Here is a 13,213-nt window from a genome sequence, read left to right as displayed (position 1 = left end):
AAACCAACCCCGACTAACCCACCCACGAGGTTGACAACCTATATAGGATCCCCAGCGCAGCCGGCCAGTCGGACCCGATGAAACAAGAGGCTACCCCCTATTTGAGGGGGCACGAGGCAACATCAAACCGCCTGACGGTTGCACGGCCCTTTTCGATGCCTCATAATTCACTGCAAGGTGAAAGGGACTTACCTCAGCTCACCCCACACATCATCATCTCTCCCCTGCAAAGGACACCCATGAAGTTCTCTCTTCGGAAATCTACTATCGCAGCAGTAGTGGCTGCAATAACGTGTCTGTCCCCCACCGTAGCAAATGCTCAAACCCAGGCATTTCACGACTCTGTGGTGGGCGTGTCAGAAACAGGCGAGGAGCTATTCCTGCCAATTGCAACTGATAACGATGACCTCAACTCTGGCACAGAGGCAGTTGGACTTTCCGGATTTCCAAACACGGCGACCTCCCAAGACCGCGATACCACGGTAGGGACTTACTCGATTATCGGTACCGATGATCGGCAAAAGGCGGCTCCCAACCCGGCTATCGTCCAGATCCAGCGAGACGGCTTCAACCATTGTACTGGCTGGATGATTTCACCAGATACTCTCATTACGGCTGCCCACTGCCTTTACGACGTAGATGAGCAGAGATGGACTCCAAAGCTCATTTTCCGTCCATCAGATTGGAGCCAGTGGTCTTATACCTTTGCGTCCCAAAAGTGGGTATCCGCAAAATACCCCACTACCGGGTCCGCCGATCACGACTGGGGAGTTGTAAAGTTTGCAAAGCCGATTTCTTCCAGCTGGTTTGGAATTAAACCGAGCGATACTTCTTCCGCTTTCTCCGGGCAAAAAGCAACTGTCACCGGATTTCCAGGAGAGAAGGGGAATAGCCTGATTCGCGACTACGGACAACTGTGGACAATGAGCGGAATCCTTCAGCCAGGAACCCAAACTCGACTCTGCTATAACTTAGACACCACGGGCGGACAAAGCGGCTCGCCAGTTTATACCACAGACAACGCTGCCATCGGCATTCACACGCATGGCATCAGTCAGCTTGGCTGCCCTGAAAACAGTGCCCTACGTATCAGCCCAAGCATGCTAAATACCTTCAATGACATTAAGGAGATCCAAAACAATGCAACCACAGATCCCGGTTCCAGCTCAGGTTCGAGCTCTCATTAATAACCCCAGTAATCTTCTCGGACTCATTGGTACCGTTCTGGGCATTATTTCCCTAGTTGTTGCAATCACTGTCGGCCAAGGTCTCCCCAACGACGGGCAGACCAAGCCCAATGCAGGAGAATCAACGATTAAAGTTGTAACCTCCAGTGGTAACCCGGCAGGCGAATGTAAGCTTATTGGTCTTTCGCAGGAAAAGGTACACACGACTAATGCCAATGGCGTGTACTTCTACGCGTTGGAACCTGGTTCGCATACCATCAACGCATCTTGTTCGGGGCTTTCCAGCCTTTCTTCCGCGCGAGCGCTCAAGGGTAGTCAGGAAGTAACTGTCAATGACGAGCCGGTAATGGTAAAGGTTGTTGTTAAGTAGATTGGCCCTAACTTTCTTGGTTCTAAAGAGCTAAGAGAAACACGCGTGTGCCCCAGGAGTTTTTTCCCTGGGGCACACGCTTTTCAATGAACCACGCCCAGTTAGAGAGGGAACCGTACCGTCGTACGCGCCCGTATGGGAAGCTGGCGCATTTTATGACCGCAGTAAAACAGCATTTTCAAACAAATGAACGCTTTTAAACCTCTGCCCCAAGAGCACCAAACGCTTATCTGCATGTGTTTGCGCGGGCAGATGGCTGTAAACGCGTAAAGACCCCATCACCTTCAATGCACATCGCGATGATCTGTTTGAAGCTAGCCACAAGAACTGGCTTTTCCAAGTAAAAGTTGACGCAACACCACCGAGCCGTGGAGTCTCCGACTTCCCCATGTTGTACCGAGTACGCGCTAGAAAAGAAAAAGAGGTTGGTGGGCTATTCGGCGTGCGTGAAGACGGAATAGTTCGCAGGTCGAGCGCCTGCAGCCACGGCTCGCTCGGCAGCCTTGAGGAAATCAGCAACTACCTTGCGGTCATCGAGGTTGCGGCCGGAAATCGATAGGCGCACGGTATTGCCGCGCTCAGCGGAGCGTTCCGCGGCACGGATGATGTTGCGACGCCACCACTTGGCCGAACCAAAGCCCTCACCGAATGACAAGTTGCGGGCCTGGTGGAGCTCGCCGGTGCGCAGGTCGTGGATGCCGCGGGTGGAGGCCGCAATGTCGAAGTCGAATTCGGGAAGAACCTCCAAAGTTCCCTCCGACATGCGCCAGCGCGGGGGTGCGAAGATAGTCGGCGCAAAGCCGATCTTGGCCATCTGCCGCGTCGCCCCCTTGAGACGCAGACGCGCCTCGTGTGCATCCAGGTTCGCGAATTCCGCGCGGCGGCCCTGCACTGCTTGATCAAAGCCGTTGAGGATAAGCACTCGGCCGGCCTCCGCTTGTTCGCGCAACCACGATCGCGTCGACTCATCCTTAGCTAGATGCCAATTGCCGTCGATGTGCGGCGCCACGAGCAGAGACACCGGGATATCCGCTTTATCGAACTTCTCCAGCAGGTCAGCGGCCTGCCTTCGGGTGTCGTCGAAGATACTGGAAATCGAAACCAGAAGGTGGCCATGCATAAGAAAAATTATCGCACAGCCACCGCCCCGGCGCGCGCCGAGGGGGATGCCGCACTCCCCCACATGGGCGGCTTAGGACGCCGTATGGTTAATTAGCCACACAGCGCAAGCGGAGCCTAAGACTCAACTCCCGTGGCCTGGTTAATCAGCCACGCGTACTCGAATGCCGACTGCCGCCACTTGGCGTAGCGTCCGGACACACCACCATGGCCAGCGGCCATCTCAGTCTTGAGGAGGAACTCGCCGCCGGTGGCGACGTCGCGAAGCTTGGCTACCCACTTAGCCGGCTCCACGTAGAGCACGCGGGTGTCATTGAGCGAGGTCAACGCCAGAATATTCGGATACTTCTGCGGGGCGATGTTTTCATACGGCGAGTAGGAGGCCATGTAGTCGTAGACCTCCGGGTCGTGGTACGGGTCGCCCCATTCTTCCCACTCCACCACCGTGAGCGGCAGCTCCGGCATGAGAATGGAGGTCAGTGGGTCCACGAAGGGCACGTTGGCTTCGATGGCCTTGAACCTATCCGGTGCCATGTTCGCCACCGCGCCCATGAGCAGGCCACCGGCGGAACCACCTTCCGCCACCAGCTGCGAAGGCGTGGTCACCCGGCGCGCGATAAGGTCATCAGCCACCGCGATGAAATCGGTAAACGTGTTCTTCTTGGCCAGCATCTTGCCGTCGTCGTACCAGTTACGGCCCATCTCACCACCGCCGCGAACGTGCGCCATGGCAAAAATCATGCCGCGGTCCATAAGAGACAGACGGAAAACCGAGAAATACGGGTCCATATTCGCCTCATAGGAGCCGTAGCCATACAGCAACGTCGGGTTCGGCTGCGTGCGGTCCAAGTCCGCGCGGTGCACGATGGACACCGGCACTTCCGTCCCGTCCGGAGCCTTAGACCACACGCGGTAGGCCACGTACTTATCCTTGTCATAGCCGCCCGGAACTTCCTGCTCCTTGAGCAGCGTGTACTCCCCCGTAGCCACGCGGTAGTCAAAGAGCTGGGCCGGCTGGATGAAGGAGGTATAGCTCACGCGCAGCACCGGCGCATCCCACTCCGGGTTGCCGGCTACACCGACGGTGTAGAGCTCCTCGTTGAAGTTGAGCTCGCTTAACGACGTCCACCCCTCTCGCACGTCCATCACCGCCGCACGACCGATGCCGCCGCGGCGATAGCCCACGACGATCTGGTCGCGGTAACAATCCACGCCCTCGATGCGCACGGTGTCATCATGCGGCATGAGCACGGTCAGGTCACGCAAAGAAGGCAGCTCATCAGCAACCGGGCAATACCCCAAGGCAAAGTTGGGGCCGGTGGCGTTGTGCGTGACCACCCAGTAGTCGGTTCCTGCCACCACGGCGTGGTCGACGTCGTAGTCCACGCCCGTTTCGCGCTCCCAGAGGCAGCGGAACTCCCCCTCCGGATTATCCTGCTCGAGCACCCACGCCTCATTCGTCGTCTTCGAGCCGGAGACAATCATGATGTACTTCTCGCTGCGGGTCGTGCCCACGCCGATGCCGAAGCGCGAATCCTCCTCGCGCATGACCACGACGTCCTCCGACTGTGGGGTGCCAACGCGGTGGCGCCACACGGTGTCCGGCCGCCATGCGTCATCCACGGTGGTGTAGAAGATGAATTCCTCCCCAACCCATGTCGCACCGTAGAAGATGCCCTCCAGACGATCCTCCAACAGCTCGCCTGAACGCAGGTCCTTGATGAAAAGCTCAAAGCGCTCATCGCCGGCCACGTCGACCGAATAGGCCAGCAAATCACCGGAATCGCTCACCGAGGACGCGCCTAGGGCGAAGAAGTCGTGGCCTTCGGCGAGCGCGTTGACGTCGAGAAGCACCTGCTCCCCGTCGGGAGCGCCTTCCTCCGGGATGGTCGGCGGGGTCCACGGATCGGAGCCTTCCGCCACCGGGATGCGGCAGCTGTAGCCGTACTCCTTGCCCTCCTCGGTACGGCCGTAGTACCAGTACTTGCCGCGGCGCTGGGGCACGGACATGTCCGTCTGCTTGATGCGGGACTTGACCTCAGTGAAGATGTTCTCCGTCAAGGTGTCCAGGTGTGCGGTGCGCTCTTTGGTGTAGGCGTTTTCGGCCTCCAAGTATTCGCGGGTCTCCGGGGCGTCTTTCGCGCGCAGCCACTCGTAATTATCGATGAAGCTGCGGCCATGGAACTCACGGGTGACCGGGCGTTTCGCTGCGTGTGGTGCGTTCATTCAGCCTCCTTAAAAAGTGGTTCCGGACAGGCGTTCAAAAGCCTCAACATAACGCGCGCGGGTGGCCTGGACAACGTCATCCGGCAGGCGCGGCGGCGTGGACTCCTTGTCCCAGCCGGAGTCGGTGAGCCAATCGCGCACGTACTGCTTATCAAAGGAAGGCTGGACCTTGCCTTCCTCGTAGGTATCGGCCGGCCAGTAGCGCGAGGAGTCCGGGGTGAGGACCTCATCAGCTAAGACCAAAGTGCCGTGCTTATCGACGCCAAACTCGAACTTCGTATCCGCCAAAATAATGCCCTTCTCCTCCGCCAGCGCGGCGGCTTCGGCATAAATGCGCAGGGTGGCTTCGCGCAGCTGCTCAGCTCGCTCGCGACCGAGCTTCTCGACGACGACATCGAAGGAGACGTTCTCATCGTGGTCGCCCTGCTCCGCCTTGGTGGCCGGGGTAAAGATGGGCTCGGGCAGGCGGGAAGCCTCGGTCAGCCCCTCCGGCAACTCGACGCCGCACACGCTGCCAGATGCCTTGTATTCCTTCAGCCCGGAGCCGGTGAGGTAACCGCGGGCGACGCACTCGAAGGGCAGCATGTCGAGCTTCTGCACCACCATGGCGCGGCCGAGTACCTCTTCGGGGATGCGCTCATCATCGAGCGGGCCGGCGAGGTGGTTAGGGAAATCAATGACGTCGAAGAAGAACTTCGAGGTCGCCGTAAGCACACGGCCCTTGTCCGGAATGGCGGGCTCCAGGGCGTGGTCGTAGGCGGAAATGCGGTCGGAGACGACCATGAGCAGGGTATTGTCGTCGATTTCGTAGATATCGCGCACCTTGCCGGAGGCGATGTGGGCATAGGAAGAAAGTTCTGGACGCATGACATACATCCTAGACCCGTCTAGACTGCTTCAAGATACATCCCAAGCATGAGGAGTTAAGCCTGTGCACTCTCGCATGATCTCCCTTTTGACCTCCGCTGCACTGGTGGGCGGTGCCCTGAGCGTGCCGGCGGCGCAGGCTGCCGATATCTCCGTGCGCGAATCTGACCACGGCCAATGGCTGTGCACGATGTCGGCCTCAGCTACGGATCGCGAGCTAGCCCGCGACGTCCGCGCTGGATATATCGCAACGATTAAGACCACCTCGGAGCAGATTCAAGCGCAGTTCCCGAAGTTGGACTTCTCCGCGTATACCTCGCGCGATATCCGCAAGGCTCCGGGCTATGCGGCGACGGTGGCCGCGCTGGGCAAGGCCGGCTACACGGGCGCGGATATGCTCATCATCCTGGTCGGCGCCGCCGCTCCGGAGGCGCTCGTAGCGGATGAGTCGGTGCTGCTGCCGCAGGACGCCGAGTACTCCATCAATGCTGCTGCCGCCCGCGCAAAGAAGGGACCGGCGCCACTACTGTCGACGGGTAGCGATTTCAGCCCCAAGCTGCGCGCCGCTCTGGCAGAAAACCAGGCACAGGAGAAAGAAGCCGTTGACGCCTTCAACGCAGCGCAGGTGCAGTCTTTCGCTGAGTGCGTCGAGGAACTGCGCAGCCGCGGTGCGCAAGAAGGCATCCAGCCGGTGCCGGAGCTGCCCATTCCGGGCAAGACGACGCAGCAGCAAACCTCGTCCACGGGTGCTGCGGTTCTCGGCATCATGGCGGTACTCACCGCGCTGATGATCGGCGGTTACCTTGCTTCCAACGGCAAGTCCCTCGGCGGCTTCGAGCTGCCGGTGCTCCGCATCCCCGGGATGGCCTAAGAGCTGGTGACGGGTGGGGCCGGCCCCCGATGGGAGGTCGTTTCGATCAAATAGGGGCTAGAAAATTGAGCCCGCCCTGAGATCGAGCAACCTTAATTGATCGAAACGTACATGGACCGGGCCAGCGCGGTACGTTTTCGTAAATAGAGCCTCAAAAACTCACGTTTGAGAGGGCTTGTCTGCGAAAACGTACCGCGCCGGGTCGTCCCTTCACAGGGGATCCCCCCGGCCGCGTGAGCTAGAGGATTTCGCCCGGGGTGTAGGCGGCGGCCTGCGGGTGCTGGTCAGCAATCGCCTTGATGCGGCCCAGAATCTGGCTCACCTGCGACTCGGCAGCACCGATGAAGGCGTGCTTATCCGACAGCGCGGCCTCGAGAGCGGCGGCATCGAGCGGCAGGCGCTCGTCGGCAGCCAGGCGCTCAATCAGGTCCTGCTCCCCGCCATTCTCGCGCATGTTGAGTGCTACAGCGACGGCGTTTTCCTTGATGACCTCGTGCGCGGTCTCACGGCCCACGCCTGCGCGCACCGCCGCCATGAGGATGCGGGTGGTGGCGAGGAAGGGCAGGTAGCGCTCTAGCTCACGGTCGATCATCGCCGGGAAAGCACCGAATTCTGCCAGCACGGTGAGGAAGGTTTCGAACATGCCGTCAATGGCAAAGAAAGCATCCGGCAAGGCAACGCGGCGCACCACCGAGCAGAAGACGTCGCCCTCGTTCCACTGCTGGCCGGACAGGTCCGCCACCATCGTCAGGTAGCCGCGCAGAATGACCTGGAAACCGCCGACGCGCTCGCAGGAGCGGGCATTCATCTTGTGCGGCATCGCAGAGGACCCAACCTGGCCCTCCTTGAAGCCTTCAGTCACGGTTTCGTTGCCGGCCATGAGGCGGATGGTCGTCGCCAGTGAGGAGGGCGCAGCACCAAGCTCCACCAGCGCGGAAACAGCATCGAAGTCGAGGGAGCGCGGGTAAACCTGGCCCACCGAGTTGAATACGCGGGAGAAGCCCAGGTGATCCGCAATGCGCGTTTCTAGCGCCGCGAGCTTGTCCTCGGATCCGCCCATGAGGTCAAGCATGTCCTGCGAGGTGCCCATCGGGCCCTTGATGCCGCGCAGCGGGTAACGGCTCAGCAGAGACTCCACGCGCTCGATGCCGAGCAGGAGCTCGTCGGCAGCCGAGGCGAAACGCTTACCCAGGGTCGTGGCCTGGGCGGCGACGTTGTGCGAACGGCCGGCCATCACCAGCGTCTGGTACTGTGCGGCGCGCTCACCGATGCGGGAGACCACCGCGATGGCTTTATCGCGGGTCAGCTCCAAAGAACGCAGTATCTGCAGCTGTTCCACGTTCTCCGTCAGATCACGCGAGGTCATGCCCTTGTGGATGTGCTCGCAGCCGGCCAGAGCGTTGAACTCCTCGATGCGCGCCTTGACGTCGTGGCGCGTCACGCGCTCGCGCTGGGCAATCGAGGCAAGGTCGACGTTCTCAACCTGCGCCTCGTAAGCGGCGATAGCCGCAGCTGGGATGTCGACGCCGAGATCCTTCTGCGCCTTCATCACCGCAATCCACAACTGGCGCTCCAGGATGATCTTGTGTTCTGGGGACCAGATTTCAGCCATCTCGGGGGAGGCGTATCGAGCGGACAGGACGTTGGAAATGTTCTTCTTTTCAGCCACGTCGCTCATTATTCCACGCCTCGCCCCAAAGGAGGCATTATCAGCGGATTAGATGCTGATCTGGCCCTTCTCCGCTGGGAGTGCGATGTCTGTGCGGAAGAAGCTGCCCTCCAGCTCGATGCCGCCGAGAATCTCGTAGGCGGCAGCACGGGCATCGGCGAGGGTGGCGCCGCGACCGAGGACGTTGAGGACGCGCCCACCGTTGGAGACGTAGCCGCCCTCCCCCGTAGTGGTGCCGGCATGGAGGATCCGGGTGGGGTCATCCAGGTCCGGCGAGGTAATCGGATCACCCTTGCGCGGGGAGGCCGGGTAGCCCTCTGCGGCCAGCACCACGGTAACGGCGTAGCCCTCTTCCCACTCCAGCGGCGCAAGTTCCGCCAGCTGTCCAGTGGCGGTGGCATTCAAAACCTCACCCAGCGGAGGCTTCAGCAAAGCGAGCACCGCCTGTGTCTCCGGGTCTCCAAAGCGGGCATTGAATTCCACCACGGCTGGGCCTTCCTTGCCCCACGCCAGGCCGGCGTAGAGCAAGCCAGAGTAGGGAGTGCCACGCTTGACCATTTCCTTGGCCACTGGAACACAGACTTCGTCGACGATGCGCTGGACCCCGTCGGCAGGCAGCCACGGCAGCGGGGTGTAGGCACCCATGCCGCCGGTGTTGGGGCCTTCATCGTTGTCATAGGCGCGCTTGTGGTCCTGTGCCGGGAGCAGCGGGACGACAGTTTCGCCGTCCACCAAGCAGAACAGGGACACTTCGGGGCCGTCGAGGAAGGACTCGAGCAGCACTGGGTTGCCCACGGCATGAACCGCATCGACGTGCGCGCGGGCCGCGTCGCGGGACTCGGTCACCACGACGCCCTTGCCGCCGGCCAAGCCGTCGTCCTTAACCACGAAGTGCGGGCCGAAACGATCGAGGGCGGCCTCGATGTCCTCATCGCTGGTGCCGGGGGCGAGCTGCTCCGCGCGTGCGGTGCGCACGCCGGCGGCCGCCATGACATCCTTGGCAAAGGCCTTGGATCCCTCGATCTGTGCCGCGCTTGCCGACGGCCCGAAGACCGCAATGCCGCGCTCACGCAAAGCGTCCGCCACGCCTTTCACCAGCGGCACCTCCGGCCCGATGACCACCAGATCCGCGTCAATATCAACCGCCAGCTCCGTCATACGCGCAGGATCGTCCACCTGGGAATACTCCGGGTGAATGGTGGCTTGCTTGGCATGTGCCGGGGAACCCGGGGCGATGTGCAAATCGGTAACAGAGGGATCAGATTTAAGGCCAGTGAGCAGGGCGTGTTCGCGGCCGCCCGAGCCAATAACGAGAATGCGCATGCCGTCTATCTTAACTGGCGGTAGCCTAGGGGCCATGTCTTCCGTATTTACAAAGATCATCGAGGGCGAGCTGCCAGCTCGCTTTGTCTACCGCGACGAGAAATGCGTGGCATTTTTGTCCATCGAGCCGCTACGTTATGGCCACACCTTGGTCGTGCCAGTCGAGGAGGTCGATAAGTGGACTGACCTCGATTCTCAGACTTGGGCGCACCTCAACGAGATTGCTCTAGAGATCGGTGGCGCCATTAAGACGGCCTTCGACACCCCGCGTACGGGCTACATCATCGCCGGCTTCGACGTGCCGCATACCCACATCCACCTCTTCCCCACCGAGAAGATGGAAGACTACGACTTCGCCAAGGCCTTCGCTGCCGACGCCACCGACCCCGCCGCCATGGACGAGGCCGCCGCGCGCATCCGCCAGCACCTCGGCACGGATGAGGATGGCCGCCGCAGCAACTAGGCGCTAACTGCCGCTCGTCGGCGCCTTGGGGAGGCGGACGGTAAAGACCGATCCGCTGCCCAGCTCAGAGTCCACGGAGATTGAACCGCCGTGCTGCTCGACGAGTGATTTCACGATGGCCAAGCCCAAGCCCGAGCCACCCGTATCGCGGGTCCGTGAACTATCCGCACGGTAGAAGCGCTCAAAGATATGGGCTGCATCTTCGGGGGAGATGCCCTTGCCGTCATCGGCGACGTCGATAAGCACGTTCTCCTCATCATCCCGCAAAGTCAGCGTCACCGATGCCTCGTCACCACCGTGACGGATACCGTTAGATACCAAGTTGAGCAACACTTGGTGCAGGCGGTCCGCGTCACCGTTGACTATCGGAATCTCGGAGGCTTCATTGTTGACGTTGATCGTGCGGCCAGAAAAGGCCGCGCGTGCCGAAGAGCCCACGGAAAGCACGAGCTCCAGCATGTCTACCTCGCGCATATCGAGGCGCGATCCCTCCGCACGCGTCAGGGCTAGCAAGTCCTCCACCAGCAACGACATGCGCTGCGACTCGGCATCGATCTTGCTGAAGACAAATTCCGGATCTTTAGTCGCCCCCGAACGGTACAGCTCCGTGTAGCCGCGCAGGCTGGTCAGCGGCGTGCGCAGCTCGTGGGAGGCATCGCCGACGAAGCGGCGCATCTGCTGCTCCTTTTCCTGCGCATGGACGACGGAGTTCTGCAACTGTCCCAGCATGACGTTAAGCGCCGCGGCGAGCTGGCCTACCTCGGTATGTAGCGGCCACTCTGGCACGCGCTTGTCCAGGTTGCCGGCCGCGATTTGGGAGGCCGTTTTCTCGACCACGCGCAGCGGCCGCAGCGCCCGGTGGATCAGCCACATACCCACGAGCGCGATAATGAGCATGACCAGCGCCGCGATGATGACCTGGACTATAGCGAGGCCTTTCAGAATGGAGTTTTCCGTCGTCATGTCTTTAGCGACGACCACCACGGAGCCATCCGTCTTGAGCTGCGCCACGGCACGCCATTCGGTTTCGCCTTGAATTGAGCGAACGGTGCTAGGTTCACCACCAACGACCACCGAACGAGCATCCGGCAACGCCGCCGTCGGCCGCGTGGTTACCACGGAGCCATCGGGATAATACGCCAGTGCTACATAGTCCGTCGGGGGTCGGCGGCTCCCGTCCTGCGGCGTGTAGAAAGTCGCGTCGAGATTGCTGGCCCAAGAACTCAGGGCATCATTCAGCTCGGTGTCCACGCGGGTGTAGAGCACGTTGCGCATGATCGACGAGACCGCCAAGGAGGACATAGCCAGGCCCAGGCCCGAAACCAGCACCATCAAGACGAGCAGCCACGTGCGCAAGGGCAGCGCTTTAGGTCGCTGCATGCGCCGGCGCAAGGCGCTATTGAGCACCGGCGTGGATCCGGAATCCGGGTTCGCGGTGGATTCGCTCATAGTGAAAAAGCCTACGAGCGCGGTGTGCGCAGCACATAACCGACACCACGGACGGTGTGGATGAGCGGAGTATCGCCGGTATCAATCTTGCGGCGCAGATAAGAAATGTAGGACTCAACCACGTTGCCATCGCCGCCAAAGTCGTAGTGCCAAACGTTATCCAGAATCTTGGACTTGGACAGCACCACCTCGCGGTTCTGCATGAGGTAGCGCAGCAGGTTGAACTCGGTGGGCGAAAGCTCCACGATCTCCCCTGCCTTGGTGACCTCGTGGGTGTCATCGTTGAGGGTGAGGTCGGCATAGGTCATGGTGGCGTCACCGTTCTGGTCATCCACCGTGCTGCCGCGGCGCAGGATCACGCGCAGGCGGGTGATGACCTCTTCCAAGCTGAAGGGCTTGGTGACGTAATCATCCGCCCCAATGGTCAGGCCATGGATTCGCTGATCCACGCTGTCTTTGGCGGTGAGGTAGAGGACGGGGCCGTCGAGGCCTTCCGCGCGCAGCTTGCCCAGCAACTCAAAACCATCCATGCCCGGCATCATGACGTCCATGATGTAGGCATCAGGGTTGATCTCCCGCGCGATGCGCAGGGCTTCGTTGCCGGAGTTGGCGCTGTGCACGTCGAAACCTTGAAACTTCAGGGAAACAGTAAGTAGTTCAACGATATTGGGCTCGTCATCGACGACAAGTACCTTGACGTCCTTTGAATCATCCATGGTCCCGCTTTGGTCCTTTCTCCGCTGTTCCTATGACTAGGTGGCGTGGGGGTTTCTCATTCAAAGTGAGAAGTATTGCACTACGCCTTCCCAGGGTACTGAGCGGAGTCTGGACGTGCGCTGTGAACAAATCAGTCCCACACGAGATTACCCAGATCCAGCCCTTCTGCCTGGGCTTGTGCTTCAATCAGCTGACGCAAGTAGCCGGCATTACCGCGATAGGTCTCATCGAAGCGCGGATCCTCGCAGTACATGCGAGCCAAGATCACTTGCTTGGACCTCGACACTGGGTACCACTGAGCAATGAGGTCGCGGTGCTTGTCAACGATTTCCTTCGCCCCCTCGCTGCCCGGTTCAAGCCCTGCGTTCGCGGACTCCTCTAGCTCGGCCGCAAAGTTTTCATGATCCACGGAGAATCCTTCCCAATCCTTCTTCCCCATCGATTCCGCAGCGGCCGCACTCGCCGCCCATTCTTTGCTGTCTCCCCACTTCTCGCGGGCTTCTTCCTGCAGTTGGGGCCATGCATCACCCAGATTGCGCACTTTTTGGCTGGGGCTTAGGTTCTTATCCATTTCGGTCTCCTCAATCAGTCTTTCCACTGCGTACAACATCGCATCGACGTCGGCTCGCCGCTTCTGCAGGGCCTCGTGTTGGGCGCGGAGGCGGGGCAGGGTGGCGGACGAGGGGGCGTCGAGAAGCACTGCGATGTCTTTCAGCTCAATCCCGACGCTGCGATAAATCAGGATGTCCATCCCGCGCTGCACATCGTCTTCGGTGTAGAGGCGGTGATCACCCCCGGTGCGCCACTGGGGGCTAAGCAGGCCGATGTCATCCCAGTGCCGCAGGGTGCGGGTGGTGACTTTCAAAATGCCGGCCACATCGCCGATGCTGTAGTCGTTACGCATGTCGTTGAGCCTAAAAGTTCACGTCGCGTTAAGTGCAACTCCATCCAC

Annotated in this window: 12 protein-coding genes; 4 read left to right on the top strand and 8 right to left on the bottom strand. The window is 60.6% G+C overall.

The window, feature by feature from the left end; all coding sequences use genetic code 11:
* Positions 1 to 239 precede the first annotated feature (239 nt).
* Together ABZS45_RS12545 and ABZS45_RS12540 are read left to right on the top strand one after the other, a co-directional pair.
* Complete coding sequence (locus ABZS45_RS12545) at positions 240 to 1,187, top strand: trypsin-like serine peptidase (RefSeq protein WP_175973309.1); 948 nt, start codon at positions 240 to 242, stop codon at positions 1,185 to 1,187.
* Positions 1,141 to 1,557: a hypothetical protein gene (locus ABZS45_RS12540; RefSeq protein ID WP_412100091.1), complete on the top strand. Its 417-nt coding sequence runs from the start codon at positions 1,141 to 1,143 to the stop codon at positions 1,555 to 1,557. The genes ABZS45_RS12545 and ABZS45_RS12540 overlap by 47 nt, the downstream gene beginning before the upstream one ends.
* A gap of 433 nt (positions 1,558 to 1,990) precedes the next feature.
* Here the strand turns inward: ABZS45_RS12540 and ABZS45_RS12535 are convergent, their stop codons facing one another.
* From ABZS45_RS12535 to ABZS45_RS12525, 3 genes are all read right to left on the bottom strand, one after another.
* Positions 1,991 to 2,677, bottom strand: a complete 687-nt coding sequence (locus ABZS45_RS12535) for a DUF2334 domain-containing protein (RefSeq protein ID WP_412100090.1) — start codon at positions 2,675 to 2,677, stop codon at positions 1,991 to 1,993.
* A gap of 116 nt (positions 2,678 to 2,793) precedes the next feature.
* On the bottom strand, positions 2,794 to 4,902 hold the full coding sequence (locus ABZS45_RS12530; RefSeq protein ID WP_412100089.1) for a S9 family peptidase: 2,109 nt from the start codon (positions 4,900 to 4,902) through the stop codon (positions 2,794 to 2,796).
* 9 nt (positions 4,903 to 4,911) lie between these two features.
* Entirely contained in the window at positions 4,912 to 5,769 is an 858-nt protein-coding gene (locus ABZS45_RS12525) for a phosphoribosylaminoimidazolesuccinocarboxamide synthase (protein ID WP_412100088.1), read from the bottom strand.
* A 64-nt stretch (positions 5,770 to 5,833) separates the two neighbouring features.
* Between ABZS45_RS12525 and ABZS45_RS12520 the strand changes: the two genes are divergently transcribed.
* Positions 5,834 to 6,640, top strand: a complete 807-nt coding sequence (locus ABZS45_RS12520; RefSeq protein ID WP_412100087.1) for a serine/threonine protein kinase — start codon at positions 5,834 to 5,836, stop codon at positions 6,638 to 6,640.
* Between the two features lie 238 nt (positions 6,641 to 6,878).
* Here the strand turns inward: ABZS45_RS12520 and purB are convergent, their stop codons facing one another.
* Positions 6,879 to 8,318 carry an adenylosuccinate lyase gene (gene purB, locus ABZS45_RS12515; protein ID WP_144656874.1) on the bottom strand — a complete coding sequence of 480 codons (1,440 nt, stop codon included), beginning with the start codon at positions 8,316 to 8,318 and terminating at the stop codon, positions 6,879 to 6,881.
* Positions 8,319 to 8,357: 39 nt separating this feature from the next.
* Positions 8,358 to 9,632, bottom strand: coding sequence for a phosphoribosylamine--glycine ligase (purD, locus tag ABZS45_RS12510; RefSeq protein WP_412100086.1), 1,275 nt, complete (start codon positions 9,630 to 9,632; stop codon positions 8,358 to 8,360).
* A 34-nt stretch (positions 9,633 to 9,666) separates the two neighbouring features.
* On the opposite strand from purD, the gene ABZS45_RS12505 reads away from it, so the two are divergent.
* Positions 9,667 to 10,095: an HIT family protein gene (locus ABZS45_RS12505; protein WP_070645602.1), complete on the top strand. Its 429-nt coding sequence runs from the start codon at positions 9,667 to 9,669 to the stop codon at positions 10,093 to 10,095.
* Between the two features lie 3 nt (positions 10,096 to 10,098).
* Here the strand turns inward: ABZS45_RS12505 and ABZS45_RS12500 are convergent, their stop codons facing one another.
* The 3 genes from ABZS45_RS12500 to ABZS45_RS12490 all read right to left on the bottom strand — a co-directional run bounded on the left by ABZS45_RS12500 (position 10,099) and on the right by ABZS45_RS12490 (position 13,165).
* Complete coding sequence (locus tag ABZS45_RS12500; RefSeq protein WP_201829125.1) at positions 10,099 to 11,544, bottom strand: sensor histidine kinase; 1,446 nt, start codon at positions 11,542 to 11,544, stop codon at positions 10,099 to 10,101.
* Between the two features lie 11 nt (positions 11,545 to 11,555).
* The gene (locus tag ABZS45_RS12495; RefSeq protein ID WP_070446030.1) at positions 11,556 to 12,260 is read right to left on the bottom strand and encodes a response regulator transcription factor; all 705 of its coding nucleotides are present in this window, start codon (positions 12,258 to 12,260) and stop codon (positions 11,556 to 11,558) included.
* 131 nt (positions 12,261 to 12,391) lie between these two features.
* Entirely contained in the window at positions 12,392 to 13,165 is a 774-nt protein-coding gene (locus tag ABZS45_RS12490; protein WP_412100085.1) for a MerR family transcriptional regulator, read from the bottom strand.
* Between the last annotated feature and the right edge of the window lie 48 nt (positions 13,166 to 13,213).

This window comes from Corynebacterium aurimucosum (assembly GCF_046895345.1).
Taxonomy (GTDB): domain Bacteria; phylum Actinomycetota; class Actinomycetes; order Mycobacteriales; family Mycobacteriaceae; genus Corynebacterium; species Corynebacterium aurimucosum_G.
This window is presented reverse-complemented; position numbering and strand designations above follow the sequence as displayed.